Here is a 14588-nt window from a genome sequence, read left to right as displayed (position 1 = left end):
ACTAATACGAATTCCCCATCAGTGATGGGGTGCGTGATGCTTGCGGTCGATGAGACGGAAATGCCTCTCGCTGAAGGCGACTGAGAGACGAAGCCCACCCGGGATGGCTACTGGTGACCAGCCGTGAGGATGGCCTCGTGTATTTCGGGCTAGGCCCGGTAAGTGTGGTGCGCTCCCCGGCTCCTTGCTAGTCGTTCTGACCCAAGACGATCAGAACTGCACCGCTTAAGAGTAGCAGGACTGCCGAAGCTATCCAAAGCTCAAGGTTCGCGATGCTGCCCTGGGCATCCAGAGCAAATCCTGCCGCAAAAGAAAGTGCCACACTGATCACTAGCAGTGTTCCCAATTTGCTGCGCAGCATGGCTTTTGTCTGTACTTCTCTATCAATGATTGCTCGAAGGCGGCAATGCAGGCTTGGTATCCGAGCCTTCATGGACCCCATACCTGGATCACCTCGGCCATGTCCTATTTTCGTCGATGACTGGGGGATATGGAGGCAGGTTTCAATGGCCTTGTTACCGAAGGTAGATAAAGCACCATAGGCGGCAAGTGGCTCCTGGTATTCACCGCGGACACCGCTGCAGCAGGCACATACAGCATTCTGAGACGCGTTTCCCTGCAAGCCAAGATAGATTGCAACTGCTCTGCTACATTCCTTAAACAAGGAGGAATGAGGATGAAAGCTGTTCCGGGCGCCGCCGCTTTCCTGGCCGCCTTACTCTGTGGACCACATTTGCATGCGCAGCAGATCACAGGGAATGAGCTGAATCAATGGCTCTCTGAAACACAAAAATCTCAAGCGGGTACAGCGTCAGACCACCAACAGGTCAATATTGCACGCGGGTATGCATTAGGAGTTGCTGAAACACTGGTGTCATCCAAAGTCATTTGCATACCAGACGGCATCACACGCGACCAAATCTTGGACATCATTCCTATGATGCTTTACGCCCAGCCGCAGCTTGGGCACATGAATGCCAACTCACTGGTCTCAAGGGCGTTGCAGGATGTCTTCCCCTGCAAGCCCAAATAGATGGCAACTGCTCTACTGCATTCCTTGTTTTGCTCATTGGGTTTCCTTGGGTTGGGGAATCACTAGCCAGGCTGCGCGGCAGGTTGCGGCATCAGCTCGGATTGCCAGCTCCGTATATCGCTGGAGGCCGTCACGCTCACGGCGAGCGCGATCAGCGGCAGCCTGCAAGCCGGCCTGCTTCTGGATGGCGTCATTCAGGGCTCCTTGGTATGTGGCATTGACCGTGCGTTCGACGGCCAGCACGCGCCGGCCGGCGGCCGTGCGTTCATCAGCGATCTGCTCGCGGTACTGGCTGGCCTGCAGGCGCTCGTCGGCCAGCTCGGCCCCCAGGCGCGCCGCCTGAAAGGACCAGGCCAGCGCCGCGCCGGCAGCAGCGGCTGCCAGAGCTGTGTAGACGGTCAGCCGCGCCATGACAGCCCCCACTCGCAAACCTCGGCATTCGCATCGCCGCGGATCTTCAAGCCGGGCAGCACCGTGGACACGCCATGGACCGTGCCCTTGTTCCAGCGCACGTTTTCACGGCAGGCCTTGACCCAGTTGCCCGCGTTTGCATCGCGCCGCATGGTGCTGGTCTGGAAATTCCCGTCGCCCTTGTTGTGCAGGAAGTCGTAGAACGTGGCCTGCTGGAAAGGGTTGTAGCTGCCCCAGTAAGTCAGTGAGCGCTTGGCGGTCTGCTCATACTGCACATAGCGCTTCTTCTCCAGGCGAAAGCATTCGGCCGGGCTGTACCACTTGCCAGCGATCACATCCTTGCCGGTCAATCCGTTGCAGACCGTCAGCGGCTGGCCCTTGCCCACCTTGTCTATGTAGGGCGTGCCGATGTGGCGATTGCTGGATTCGTAGAACGCGGCCATGACCATGGCAAAGCGGTCATCCCTTGGCCCGACAGCAATCCCGATCCCGCATCTCAATCGCACAATTATTCAACATTTCTTGTATTATTGATTAATGCAAGAAACCCAAGTTATCCGTTCCCTCTCAGCTTTGGCCCATGAAGCACGCCTGCGCGTTTTTCGTGCGTTGGTGGTTGCAGGACCTGAAGGCCTGACTCCCAGTGCATTGGCGGAGCAGTTGGGTATTGCCCCCAATGCACTGTCGTTTCACCTAAAGGAACTGTTCCATGCTGAACTCGTGAGTCAAGAGAGGCAGGGCCGAAATGTGCTCTATCGCGCTGCATTTCCCATCATGAATGGTCTGCTCGCATATCTCACCGAGAACTGCTGCCAGGGAGCTGCCTGCACGCCAGACGCCGCAGCTTTGTGCCAGTGCTGAAGCGCTCGTTGCTAGGAACAGTTCACCATGTTGACGGCCATCCTGATTTTCATCTTCACCCTGGCGCTGGTTATCTGGCAACCGCGCGGCCTTGGCATTGGCTGGAGCGCTTCAGTCGGGGCCGCTGTCGCTTTGCTGCTGGGGGTCGTGCACTTAGCTGATATTCCGGTTGTCTGGCATATCGTCTGGAATGCCACGGCGACCTTTGTCGCCATCATCATCACCAGCCTTTTACTGGATGAGGCTGGTTTCTTCGAGTGGGCTGCATTGCACTTTGCCCGCTGGGGCGGCGGCAGCGGAGTCAAGCTGTTTGCCTGCATCGTGCTGCTGGGTGCCGCCGTTTCGGCCCTGTTTGCCAATGACGGAGCCGCCTTGATTCTTACGCCCATCGTGATGGCCATGCTGGTGGCGCTGGGCTTTTCTCCGGCGGCAACGCTGGCGTTCGTAATGGCCGCCGGGTTTATTGCCGACACTGCGAGCTTGCCGCTGATCGTCTCCAATCTGGTGAATATCGTCTCCGCCGATTTTTTCAAGATCGGCTTCAACGACTACGCATCGGTGATGGTGCCAGTCAACATCGCCTCGGTCCTGGCCAGCCTCGGTGTGCTGCTGCTGTTTTTCCGACGCGATATTCCTACCACCTACGACGTGGCCCAGCTCAAACAGCCTTCGGTTGCGATCAAAGACCGGGCCACATTCAGGGCCGGCTGGGTCGTGCTGGTCTTGCTTCTGATTGGCTTTTTTGTTCTGGAGCCTCTGGGCGTGCCCGTCAGTGCTGTGGCGACCGTGGGTGCAGCGATCTTGCTGGCTGTGGCCGCTCGTGGTCATGTCATCAGCACCAGGAAAGTGCTCCATGGCGCGCCTTGGCAGATCGTGGTGTTCTCGCTGGGTATGTATCTGGTGGTCTACGGGTTGCGCAACGCGGGCCTCACGGATTACATCGCCGTGTTGCTGAATCAGTTTGCAGCCGGCGGCGTGTGGACCGCATCGCTGGGCACGGGCGTGCTGTCCGCGGTGCTGTCCTCAATCATGAACAACATGCCCACGGTCTTGGTCGGGGCCTTGTCCATCGATGCGTCCACAGCCGGCGGAGCTGTCAAGGAGGCCATGGTGTACGCCAATGTGATCGGCTGCGATCTGGGTCCCAAGATCACGCCTATTGGCAGCTTGGCCACCTTGCTGTGGCTGCATGTGCTCGGCAAGAAAGGCACAACGATTGGCTGGGGCTACTACCTCAAAGTCGGCGCGGTACTGACCCTGCCCGTGCTGCTCATCACCCTTGCCGCCCTGGCCTTGCGGCTCAGCGTGGCATCATGAATCTTTGCAACGGGAATCTAGCGCTATGAGCGACATCACGATCTACCACAACCCTGCTTGCGGCACCTCCCGCAATGTCCTGGCCCTGATCCGCAACAGCGGAGTGGGGCCCACGGTCATCGAATATCTCAAGACGCCGCCTGATCGCGCCACGCTGGTGGGCCTGATTCAAGCCATGGGCCTACCAGTGCGCGATGTGTTGCGCCAAAAAGGTACGCCATATGACGAGCTTGGCTTGGGCGAGCCCAAATGGACGGACGAGCAATTGATTGATTTCATGCTCCAGCACCCCATTCTGATCAATCGCCCGATAGTGATCACCCCTCTGGGAGCCCGCTTGTGCCGTCCCTCGGAGGCCGTGCTGGACATCCTGCCGCAGCCTCAGCAGGCCGCCTTCTCCAAAGAGGATGGGGAAGCCGTCATTGACTCGAAAGGAAACCGAATTGGCCAGCACTGATCTACCGAACCTCGACGAACAAGTCTTTGAAAAGCCCAGCCTGGAAGGCCTGTTGCCCGCACAACGTGCTGCGCACGCGCCGCGCATTCTGCTGCTGTATGGCTCTGTTCGTGACCGCTCCTATAGCCGACTGCTGACCGAAGAGGCGGCGCGACTACTGCGCAAGATGGGTGCCGAGACCAGGATCTTCGATCCGCGTGGCCTGCCACAGCCCGATGGTGCCCCCGACGATCACCCGAGGGTCAAGGAACTGCGTGAGCTGGCTGTATGGGCCGAGGGCATGGTCTGGACGTCTCCAGAGCGTCATGGTGCCATGAGCAGCATCCTCAAAGCGCAGATAGACTGGATTCCTTTGTCCGCTGGTGCCGTGCGACCGACGCAAGGCAAGACATTGGCAGTAATGCAAGTCTCGGGTGGCTCGCAGTCCTTCAATGCGGTCAACCAGATGCGGGTGCTGGGTCGCTGGATGCGCATGATCACCATCCCGAATCAGTCGTCTGTTGCCAAGGCATTTGCCGAGTTCGACGAGGCTGGCAGGATGAAGCCCTCTTCGTATTACGAACGGGTCGTGGACGTGATGGAAGAGTTGGTCAAGTTCACTCTGCTGACGCGAGACTGTTCGGACTACCTGGTGGATCGCTACAGCGAGCGCCGTGAAAGCGCCGAGGAACTGTCCAAACGGGTCAATCAGCGAAGTATCTAAGTGACGCGTGCAGGTGGGCTCTGCATTCCAAAACAAGTTCAGTGGCCGCTTCTTCGCTACTTGAGCGGCTGCAACGGGTCGATTGCTGGCCGACGCGAAAGACCGCTAACGGATACCTCAGGTTTGTGGCGCTGCCCCATCAAGTCTGCCGTTCCCAGTCAAACGCACCGGAGCAGCAGCCTCCTCTGTGACAATCGCGCCATGACCGATGAATCACCGATCCACACAGTCCACAAGCGCGTTTGCCAAACCTTCCTGAGGCACTGGAAGGCCCACAACAACGCCTACCCCAAGCTGATCAAGATGACGCCCGAAGAGCTGCGGCAGTTCAACATCGTCAACTCCTTCGGCAAGCCCAATGAGCTGTGGGGCGTCCCGATAGAAGTCGCCCCCAACACCACGGGCGTGATGGTTGCGGTCGATGGGACTGAAATGCCTTTGGTCGAAGGCTACTGATCAAGCACCAGACGCAAAGACGGATATCGCCTTCTGCGGCCAAGGTGGCTTCCTGGCCGGCAGCAATATCCGAGCCGCGAACCAGGATGGAGCTGTCCGCCCCCGCCCCTTGGGCAAGGATGTTGACATTGCCGCCGGCTTTGACGGTGCTGCCACGTGCGCTGTCGCTGGTCTGTGCCGTGTTGCTCTGGCTTTTGCTGGAGCCCAGGCTGATGGAGATGGAGGCTGCCTTGGAGGGGTCGCCGCCAGCCAGCGCCTGGGCAGCGCCCTGCAGCTCGCCCGCAGAGTTCTTGACGTTCAATGCCGTCGCCGCTGCAGCCAGGGCCTGCATGCGGCCGCTGCCGGTGTTGCGGGCGGCATCCGCCATGTTGTCGGCTGTCTGTATGGCGCTGATGACGGGGCTGCCGATGCTGACGCTCAAGCCGCTTTGCTTGAAGCGTTGCTCGGTGGCGGAGTTGCCGGTTTCGCGGGCCTCGACGATCTGAACCTCTTTGGCAACGACGTTGACATCACCGCCCGGAGCCATGACATCGCTGCCGACTTGCTTGTAAGCATTGCCCGCAATGATGTTGACATCGCCGCCCACGCTGCCGACCGTAGATGCAGCGGCCGTGGTGTGAGTGCCCGTCTGATCGGCACTTTGCATACGGCTGCCGATGGTGAAGCCGATGCCTCCGCCGCCGCCAAAGATGCCGCTCTTGGTTTCCTTGCGGTAGTGCTGTTCGCTGGAGGTTTCCTGGGCTGCGGCGATGGTGACGTCTCGGCCAGCCAGCAAGGTGGTTCCCGTGTCGGAGACCACATGGCTGCCGGTAACCGCGATATCGCGGCCGGCGTTGATAGAGACCGTATCTCCACCCAGATTGCTTCCAACTGCCGTGGTGCTGTGCAGTTGCTCCCGCGTGGTGACGGTCTTGCTTGAGAGGAAGCCTTTGGTGGTGTGCTGATGCGCCTCGTCCAGACTCTGGCTTGCCTGGCCTGCACTGATCTGGATATCGTTGCCGGCGGATAGGCTCAAGGCCTTGCCTGCATCGATGGTGGCTGCCTTGGCGTTGATATCCTGACCTGCGCTGAGGTTCACGCGGCCAGCGCCGGTGATCTGGGTGCCCACATCCAGCGTGCTCGACTGGCGCAAGTAGTTCTTGCTGTCCCAGTTGATATCCTGGCTGCTGCCGACCGCAACCGTGTTGAGGTTCAGCTTGTTGCCTGCGGTGAGCACGGTGGCGCCGGTGCCCGCATTCTGTATCTGCGCAGCCGTGAGATTGAGGTTGTTGCCCGCACTGGCGACAAGCACGCCGGCCGGCCCGGATACATAGATGCCCGCGACACGATCGATCCCTGTCTGGGTAAAGCGATTGCCGCCTGCCTGGTTTTCGCTGCTTTGCGTGGTGGTTGTGAGGTTCAGGTCACGCCCTGCGGACACCGTGGCCGAGTCCACGCCCTTGATCATGCCTGCGAGGTTGTCAAAGTCCTGCCGGGCTGCAAGCTTGACGTCGTTGCCGGACATCTGGCCGCCCAGATTCTGGATGTTCTCGGCCGTGATGCTCAAGGTGTTGCGGCCCGCAATGCTGCCGCTGTTGACGACATTGCCGGAGAGGTTCAGGTTCACATCCGAGCCTGCCAGCAAGGTGCCTGTGCCGTCCAGGTCGCCGGGCTTGACCCTTACATACACTTGCGGAACCAGAACGCTTTGCCTGGAGCCATCGGGTAGCGTCACTTCCTTGGTGACCAGCCAGACGATATCGCTGGTCAGTTGCGCCACCTGTGCCGCACTGAGCTCTATACCTGGGCGCAAGCCTTGCGCCTGGGCGAAGGTTGCGCCGTTTTGCAGCAAGTCTTTGTATTGCTCGTCATTGCTGGTGTAGTTGCCCAGGAATCGGCGGCCCGTGAGTTGCCCGATTTGCTGCTGCACCAGTTGCTGCTCATAGAACCCGTCGCCCAGTCGCTTTTGTACGGTGCCGGGGTCCATTTGCAGAGCCTGGAGCATGTAGTCCGAAGACAGCCAGTTTTTATATTGCGTGAACTTGGGGTCTGTCTCGACCAGGTATAGCGCGCCTGCTTCAGGGCGCTGGCGATACAAGGAAGTCCCAGGTATCTGGGTGTTGGGCTGGGTGGTGCGAATATTGAATTGAGAGGACGCTGATTTGGCGTTGGATGCATCCGCCACCGTACTCTCGGGGGTCGCGGCTGCACCAACCTTGGCAGAGGCCCGCGCTTGAGCGCTGCTTTCTTGCGCCGCCACTCCCGCTACGGCATTGCTGGTGATCTGCCCCTGGGTCTGCGTTGCAGTGGCTGCACCGGCAGCCGGGCCGGCCTGCGCTCCCTGAACGGCACCAGGAGCCACGGAATGATGGATGGCATCCACCGCGCCCGCAGCAGATGCCTGGGCCTGCACCGCAGAAATGGCGCTAGCTCCAGGCGCTGCGCCGGTCGAGGGGTTCGCAGCGTGCTCCGTATATGTGTAGGAGGCCAGTGTCTGCGTCTTGATTGAGCCTGCAGGTGCATAGTCCGAGCCGCTGTACTTGCGGTTTGGAGTGCTGGAGCCTCCATTCCATGTGCTGTAGACATAGCCTTGGACGACGGATTTGACATCCACGGTCGTAGCTCGGTTGTCGAGTGAGCCGCCCGTCGCGTTGATCGATCCACCCGCCAGAATGGTGCTGTCCTGATTCAGGAGCTTGCTGGATGGATTCGATCCATTCCATTGCAGATTGCCGCCTGCCACGATTTTTCCGGGGGAGGATTGCGTCACTTGCGCACTTTGCTCGGTGCTGCTGTAGTCGTAGAAGACAAAATCCCCAATCCAGCGATTGCGAATATCCTGGTAGAAGGCATCCAGCTTCGCGTCCAGGGCGGCATCCGCTGCATTGCGCGCGTCCAGCAGCGGTTTGTAGGCCTTGTATTCATCTACGTGAGCCTGGGTGACCTGGACATACCGGCTCCCGCTATCCCAGTTGTCGATGGTGTGATAGCCCACTGTGCAGCGTGCCAGAGCGGCGCAGGGATTGGTGCTGCTTAAAACAGGCGCAGGCCCGGTATAGGGCTGCACGCCAAAGTCGCTCCAGATTCGGTGGTCGGCTGCGTAGTGCGCCCCTTTGATGATCTGAGGCACGACGTTCATGAATCCAATGATTCGGTCGCCGCTGTATTGCATATAGCCCTGAACCCGCTGGCCGTTGTCATCGACATAGCTGGGGTTGTAGTAAGGCGCATATTTCTCGAACGGATATCGCTCAGAAGGCAGGAGCAGGCCTTTGTAATACTGATCGAAGGCTGTCGTTTCACCGGTAGTGAATGAGCAGGTTTCTCCGCCCATGCTGCACCGCCAGTCATTGCCGCTGACCACGAAACTAATGTCCTTCAACCCGGAGCCTCCAACATTGCCATTGGAGATCAGCAGAACGTCGCTGCCCTTGTAGCGCTGACCATTGGGTGCTTGAAATTCAACAATCTTTTGAGGCTGACCATCAACCAATGTCCACTGCAGATGCTCATTGGTATTGCGAACCTGGTCATGCCCCAGCACCATGCTGGCGGCAGACTCCAGCGTGGCGCTGTTGTTGTTGAGCGTCTGCCCTGCGCCTGTGGCATGCCAATTTGAATCGAGCGCCCCACCTGTGAAGAGATCTCCTGCGCTATAGATCAGCGCATTTTCTCGGTTGGTGATGTTTTGAACGCCCAGGTCGATCCGCTCTCGCGCAGCAATCGTTGCAGCCTGGGTGATGCCTGCAACGGTTTCTTCCTGGTTGGTCAGCGCGCTGGCTGCAATCGCTACCCGGTCACCATAAATGCGCCCGGTGCCAACGTTGTTGACATTGCCAGCCTGAATGCGGGTGTCGGCACCGTCGATCAGCCCGCGATTGGTCAAGGTGTCGGAGATCGTGAACTGGGTTGTTTGCCCACTCAGCAGCTCACCCGTCGCCTGGTTGTCCAGGTTGCTGGCGTTGACAGTCAGGTTCTTTCCGGCTTGGACAGTGACCGGGTTTGTCAATGTGCCCGTGGTTTGCAGCTGCAGGTTGCCGCCAGCCTGCAAGGTGCCCGCCAGGGTATGGTTGCCTTGCAGATGCAGGCTCACGTCACCGCGCGAGGCAATCTCTCCTGCGCCGTTCAGGCTGCCTGTGCGAAGGTCCACATTGTGATCGGCAACGATTTGACCCGCGTTGTTGCTGATGTGCAGTGTGGGAGTGGCGGCCTGGTCGGCGGCAATCTTCAGTTGCTTGCCGGCGCTGAGCTCGCCCCGATCATTGATCAGTTGGCCGTCGCTGAAAATCGTCAAGTCCTGGCCTGTACGCACAGCCCCTTGGCTGTTGTCCAGCTTGGCAGCAGTCACGGAAATCGTGCTGGCTTCCAGGCCCAGCGCTTGTGCGCTCCCATCGCCGTTGAAAGCCAGGGTGTTCTGGTTATCGATAGCTCCGGCCTGAATCGTCAATGCCTGCCCTACCCGGACCAGCCCTGCCTGATTGGTCAGTGTGCCGCTACCGACGTTGATACCTGCTCCTTGCACCGCAAGAATCTGGCTGCCCGAGTTGTCGATACCTGTTGATTGCAGGTTGAGCTGTGCACCGCTGTATATCTGTGCAGCCTGAGCATTCTTCCCGGTGCTGTTGATCGCACCGCTGCTCGTGATGTTCAGGTCGGTCTGGGCACTGATCAGGCCCCCTTGGTTGTTCAATGTGCCACTGCGAATGTCCAGTTGTGCACCGGCGACCAGGCCCAGAGAACCTGCGCTGCTGCGGCTTGCCCGGTTGCTCAGAGATTGCTGTGTCAATACCGAGATTGCGACCTGCGGCCACCAGGTCTGCATCGTTGTCCATCTGGCCGGTCGACAGGATGGCGTCTCGTCCCGACACGATCTTGCCTTGGCCGTTGTGCAGTTGATTGCCCGCGCCGTCCAATGTGAGCCGAATATCGTTTTCCGCCTGGATCAGGCCTGCAGCGTTCTTGACGGCATTCGTTGTGGCGTGAAGATTGAGGTCGCCTTGCACTGCAACCAAGGTGCCCTGGCTGTTGTCCCAAGCCGTGGCCGTTGCCGTCACGCTCTGCTGCCCTGCAACCATGCCGCTGGTGTTGTCGACATCTGCAGAGCTGGTGAGCGTGGTTGCCCCGTTGCCGATGATTTTTCCGCGTGTGTTGTGGAGTCCAGCGGTATCCACGCGAAGCTGGCCGGAGCCAGCATGACCGATCATCCCGTCCGTGTTGTCAAGCACCCCACCGGAGGCCAAAGCGAAGTCCTGCGCATTGGCAACGATGCGTCCCGCACTATTGTTGATAGCGCCAGCACTGCGAATGCCTGCAACGGGGTTGGCGGCTCCGGAAGCCGTATCCGTCTGCTGGATGACGCCTTCGGTATTGTTGATCTCGCCGACATCGATGCTGAGCTGCCCACCACTGAGCTGCGCCTTGGAGCTGTCGAGTTTTTGTCCGGCGGTGGTGGAGATACTCAGCAATCCGGGTGTGCTGATCCTGGCCTGAGCAGCTTGAATATCTCCCGTCGTCGCGCTCAGCGTCACGTCTTCACCGGTGCTTCCAGTGGTGCTGCCTTGAAGATCGAGGCTGGCGGCTTTCAGTTTCAATGAGCCTGTCGCCAATGCCTGCCCATTGGTTTGCAGGCTGCCGGATGTCACTGCCGTCAAGGCGCCGCTGCCCGTCAATTGCCCATTGGCGGCCATGCCGGCCGCCAGAACATTGGCAGCACCGCCGGCAAAGCTGTCTGCAGTGAGCGAGAGATTCTTGGCCGCGGCGATGGTGCCTTGATTGCCAACCGCGCCGGCCACATCCAAGGTCTGCTCACCAGCTGCGTACAGCGTTGCGCTGTTGTCCAAGCTGGTGGCCGTGGTTCTGAGGTCCTTGGCAGCATAGAGGTTGCTGCTGTTGGTGATGGCTTGGGCATTGACCGTAAGGTTGCCGCTTTGGCTTTGAATGCCTGTGGCGCTTCCTGAAGTGCCTGTACGGGTGTTGCCCAGGTCTGCGCTTGTCAATTGCAGGTCGCCATTGGAGGAGATCAGTCCATCGCTGTTGGTGACATTGCCGCTGCTGGCCAAAGACAAGGTTCCGTTGCCAAGGATCTGTCCACGGGTGTTGTCAAGGCTGGACGCCTGCAGTGCTCCGTGCCCTGAGCCGGCATGGCTGATCAGTCCATCTGTATTGTCCAGCGCACCAGATTGAAGCTTGAGATTTGCCGCATTGACAACAATACGCCCGGCGTTGTTGTTCAGTGCGCCGCCCCTCAGATTGATGTCCAAATCAGCGCCCCCGGACTGCTCAATGCTTCCTTGATGGTTGTTTAACTGCCCAACCTGAATTTGCAATTGCTGGCCAGCCAGGCGGCCTGCGGTGTTGTCCAGCGCTTGGCCGGCAACTGTGTTGGCGGTAATGGACAGCTTGCCCGGCGTGCTGATTTGTGAGCCCGCCGTGACAATGCTGCCCTGGGCGGCACTCAGATTCACATCTGCATTGGCACTGCCTGCCGTTGCACTTTCCAGATCCAGGCTGGCGCCGCCGAGGTTGACATTGTTTGTGGCCAGTGCCTGGCCGGCTGTCTGCAATCCACCCGAAGTGGTGAGGTTCAAAGTCCCGGGATTGACGAGTTTTCCGTCCGCAGCCATGCCTGCAGCCAGCACATTGCTGCCCGCGCCTGCAAACGAGGCGGCTGTCACGTTCAGGTCCTGGGCAGCGGCAATCGTCCCGCTGCTCGTGATTGCACCCGTCGCATTCAGCGTCTGCGCGCGTCCTGCGTAGAGGGTGCCGCTATTGCTCAGACTTGAAGTTGCCGCAATCAGGCTCTTGGCGGCCTGGATGTTCCCGCTGTTATCGAGTTGCTGAACGTTCAGATGAACATCGCCCGTCTGGCTTTGAATGCCTTTGGCCGTGCTTGCCGCAGGGGTGGCGCCATTGATCAATCGAGCGCTGGTAATGTCGAGTTGGTCGACCGCAGAGATCAATCCATCTGTGTTGTCGAGCTTGCCCGCCTTGATGCTGAGCTGCGTTGCGCTGATCTGTCCGAGGGTGTTGTCCAGGCGCTGGCTGCTCGAGCCGTCGGCTCGGATGGCCAAAAGACCTGCGCTGCTGATGCGGGCGCCGCCCGTCTGGATGTCGCCGCTTTGAGCCGTCAGGCTCATATTGCCAGCTGTGCTTGCCGCGCTGCTCTGTCTGAGGTCCAGGCTTGCAGCATCAAGACTGACGTTGCCTGCTGCCAGAATTTGCCCTGCGCTCTGCAAATGTGCGGATGCAGTTGCGGTCAGGACACCAGCTCCGGCAAGCTTGCCGTCAGCGGCCATGCCCGCAGCCAGTACATGAGTGGCTGCGCCATTGAAGCTGCCTGTTTTCACAGTCAGGTTCTGGGCTGCGCCAATCGTTGCACTGCTGCTCATGCTGCCATCAACCGTCAGTGCCTGGCTGCCTGCCGAATACATGACTCCGCTGTTGTTCAGGGTCGAGGCATGTGTCTCAAGTGCCTGCGCCGCATGGATGCTGCCGCTATTGCTCAAGGCCTGGGCTTGCACATGCAGGGAGCCATTGCTCACAATGCGCGCGCCATCCGTGACAGCTGGTTGATTGCTGCTTCGGGAGTCATTGAGGAGCTGGCCTTGGCTGCTCAGGTTGAGGCCTCCGCCACCGGCATGCAGCAGCTGGCCTGCTGTGTTATCGATGTTCCGGGCAGCAATGTTCAGGTTACCGGCTGCTGTTTGAATCAGGCCAGCTCTGTTGTCCAGATCCCCTTGCAAAGCGATTGTCTGGTCACTGCCGCCGCTTTGGATGATCTGTCCACCGACATTGCTCAGAGCGTTGGCATGGATGCCGAGACTGGAGGCCTGCACTCGCGCGCCATCTGTCGTGAGTGTCCGGCCCGCTTGCAGATTCATTTGCTCGGTTGCCAGCAACTGACTGCCTTTGGCCTGCAAATCACCTGTTGTGGCATGCAGTTGCAAGGTTTTGGCCTGCTGGCGAGACGAAGACAGGTCAAGGCTTGCAGCTCGCATCTGCACATTGCGGGTGGCCAGCGCCTGGCCTGAGGTCTGCAGCTGTGCATCTGCATGCACGCTCAGATTTCTATCCCCGAGCAACCGGCCATCCGTTTGCAAGCCAGCCGCCCAGACTGTTGCATCTCGGGCCTGAATCTGCGCTCCAGCCCCTGCAGCCTGAATAGAGACATCACCCAATGCAGCCACTGTGCCGCTGTGCGCCTGGCTCGCCTGCGAACTCAATTGGACATTGCCGCCGCCATAGATGGCACCGCTTTGCTCTACCGCGCCACGCGTGTTCACGACAACATCGGAGCTGGTGGATTGGATGGAGCCGCTGTTGTTGAGCCAGCCTTCACTGTTCAAGGTGAGGCTGCCACTACCGGCTTGGAGCAGGCCGGAGTTTCGAACACCCAAGCCAGACTCGGTGCCTACGATAAAGATCTTGCCCGCATACATGCCGCCCAACTGAGCGACGTCCAGGGCGAACTGGGGTTTCGCAGGCTCTGCGCCTGTCGTACTGGGCTTGCTTTGCTGAACATTGCCATCGGTGGCAATCTGGTTGACGCCTGTGACGACCTTGAGGTCTTGAGCCCACAGCCCGGCGTTCAGCGAGATGGCTCTTGCAAGGATGTTGGCGTAATCTGCCTTGGTGGCATCAAGCCCATTGCCCTGGATGCTGATGAGACCGGCTTGCACATTCAAGCCGTCAACCGCTCCATTGGCTCCGTACAGCGGTCTGCCCGTCGTCAGGGTCACGCCTGCAGCATTGATGAAGGACAGGCCATCGACCACCAGACCCGAAGGGTTGGCGATGATGACGTCGGCCCGCCGGCCTGCCACTTCCAGCGGTCCCATCAGGCGGGATTGGGCCGCTGAATTGACTTCGTTGACGATGACTCTGGCGCCGCCGTTGGCAAGCCATGGATTGCCTTGCACCCAGCCACCAATCTGGGTTTGCACATTGCTGCGGCTGTTGTTTAGGATGGCGCCTTTTTGCCCGATGTCGAACTGCTGGTAGGTGTTGCGGCTCACGCCACCCGCGGAAGGGGTCTGGATGTTGACCGTGGGCGTGCCGTTGGCTGACTCCAGAACCGTGGGGCGCTGACGGTTGGGGGCCGAGGGATCGGCAATGATTTGCGCAAAACCGGCCGGAGCCCCCAGAGCCAGGGCCAGCATGCCTGCTGTTCTGGCTGCAGCAGAGAACGGGAAATCGCTGAGGAAGGATCTGGCAGTGCGCAAGCTGCCCGCCGACGAGGCACCTGAGTGGGCAGCCCCTGTCTGTGTGCTGCCATTGCCGGCCTTGCCTTCGCTGGAGACTGTTTCCTGCACCACGATCCGGATGCCACGCGCTTTGTTGAAGATAACGCGATGAAGATTCTTGTTCATGAC

General features: G+C 59.6%; 9 protein-coding genes and 1 pseudogene. 6 read left to right on the top strand and 4 right to left on the bottom strand.

The features are described from left to right. Positions 1-676: 676 nt before the first annotated feature. Positions 677-1033 carry a Rap1a/Tai family immunity protein gene (locus Cth01_RS23425; protein ID WP_034383230.1) on the top strand — a complete coding sequence of 119 codons (357 nt, stop codon included), beginning with the start codon at positions 677-679 and terminating at the stop codon, positions 1031-1033. Positions 1034-1066: 33 nt separating this feature from the next. On the opposite strand, the gene Cth01_RS23420 is transcribed toward Cth01_RS23425, so the two are convergent. Both Cth01_RS23420 and Cth01_RS23415 read right to left on the bottom strand, forming a co-directional pair. Continuing rightward, entirely contained in the window at positions 1067-1444 is a 378-nt protein-coding gene (locus Cth01_RS23420) for a hypothetical protein (RefSeq protein ID WP_034383202.1), read from the bottom strand. Continuing rightward, positions 1432-1893 carry a lysozyme gene (locus tag Cth01_RS23415; RefSeq protein WP_052703458.1) on the bottom strand — a complete coding sequence of 154 codons (462 nt, stop codon included), beginning with the start codon at positions 1891-1893 and terminating at the stop codon, positions 1432-1434. Before Cth01_RS23415 ends, Cth01_RS23420 begins: the two co-directional genes overlap by 13 nt. Before the next feature lie 88 nt (positions 1894-1981). Here Cth01_RS23415 and Cth01_RS23410 point away from each other — a divergent pair, with 88 nt between their 5' ends. The 5 genes from Cth01_RS23410 to Cth01_RS24405 all read left to right on the top strand — a co-directional run bounded on the left by Cth01_RS23410 (position 1982) and on the right by Cth01_RS24405 (position 5238). After that, positions 1982-2305 carry an ArsR/SmtB family transcription factor gene (locus Cth01_RS23410; RefSeq protein ID WP_045840560.1) on the top strand — a complete coding sequence of 108 codons (324 nt, stop codon included), beginning with the start codon at positions 1982-1984 and terminating at the stop codon, positions 2303-2305. Positions 2306-2332: 27 nt separating this feature from the next. Continuing rightward, a complete protein-coding gene (locus Cth01_RS23405) occupies positions 2333-3622 on the top strand; it encodes an arsenic transporter (protein ID WP_045840559.1) in 1290 nt (429 codons plus the stop codon). A gap of 25 nt (positions 3623-3647) precedes the next feature. Beyond that, positions 3648-4079 (top strand): arsenate reductase (glutaredoxin), encoded by a 432-nt coding sequence (arsC, locus tag Cth01_RS23400; RefSeq protein ID WP_045840558.1) that lies wholly within the window; start codon positions 3648-3650, stop codon positions 4077-4079. Continuing rightward, the gene (gene arsH, locus Cth01_RS23395) at positions 4066-4782 is read left to right on the top strand and encodes an arsenical resistance protein ArsH (RefSeq protein WP_034383210.1); all 717 of its coding nucleotides are present in this window, start codon (positions 4066-4068) and stop codon (positions 4780-4782) included. Before arsC ends, arsH begins: the two co-directional genes overlap by 14 nt. Positions 4783-4983: 201 nt before the next feature. After that, positions 4984-5238: a hypothetical protein gene (locus Cth01_RS24405; protein ID WP_072248306.1), complete on the top strand. Its 255-nt coding sequence runs from the start codon at positions 4984-4986 to the stop codon at positions 5236-5238. Here Cth01_RS24405 and Cth01_RS23385 read toward each other — a convergent pair. After that, a complete protein-coding gene (locus Cth01_RS23385) occupies positions 5120-10039 on the bottom strand; it encodes a hemagglutinin repeat-containing protein (protein WP_082085713.1) in 4920 nt (1639 codons plus the stop codon). The two genes, Cth01_RS24405 and Cth01_RS23385, sit on opposite strands and share 119 nt — an antisense overlap. Positions 10040-10247: 208 nt before the next feature. Continuing rightward, a pseudogene (locus Cth01_RS24400) lies at positions 10248-14585 on the bottom strand (two-partner secretion domain-containing protein); the annotation flags it as partial. Between the last annotated feature and the right edge of the window lie 3 nt (positions 14586-14588).

This window comes from Comamonas thiooxydans, assembly GCF_000964545.1.
GTDB classification, from domain to species: Bacteria; Pseudomonadota; Gammaproteobacteria; order Burkholderiales; family Burkholderiaceae_C; genus Comamonas; species Comamonas thiooxydans.
The sequence above is the reverse complement of the archived record's forward strand: the minus strand, read 5'-3'. Positions and strand labels throughout refer to the sequence as shown.

Coding starts and splice junctions, on each gene's coding strand:
- Cth01_RS23415 (WP_052703458.1), bottom strand. CDS start 1,893: ATGGTCATGGCCGCGTTCTACGAATCCAGCAATCGCCACATCGGCACG.
- Cth01_RS23410 (WP_045840560.1), top strand. CDS start 1,982: ATGCAAGAAACCCAAGTTATCCGTTCCCTCTCAGCTTTGGCCCATGAA.
- Cth01_RS23405 (WP_045840559.1), top strand. CDS start 2,333: ATGTTGACGGCCATCCTGATTTTCATCTTCACCCTGGCGCTGGTTATC.
- Cth01_RS24405 (WP_072248306.1), top strand. CDS start 4,984: ATGACCGATGAATCACCGATCCACACAGTCCACAAGCGCGTTTGCCAA.
- Cth01_RS23425 (WP_034383230.1), top strand. CDS start 677: ATGAAAGCTGTTCCGGGCGCCGCCGCTTTCCTGGCCGCCTTACTCTGT.
- Cth01_RS23385 (WP_082085713.1), bottom strand. CDS start 10,039: ATGCAGACCTGGTGGCCGCAGGTCGCAATCTCGGTATTGACACAGCAA.
- Cth01_RS23420 (WP_034383202.1), bottom strand. CDS start 1,444: ATGGCGCGGCTGACCGTCTACACAGCTCTGGCAGCCGCTGCTGCCGGC.
- arsC (WP_045840558.1), top strand. CDS start 3,648: ATGAGCGACATCACGATCTACCACAACCCTGCTTGCGGCACCTCCCGC.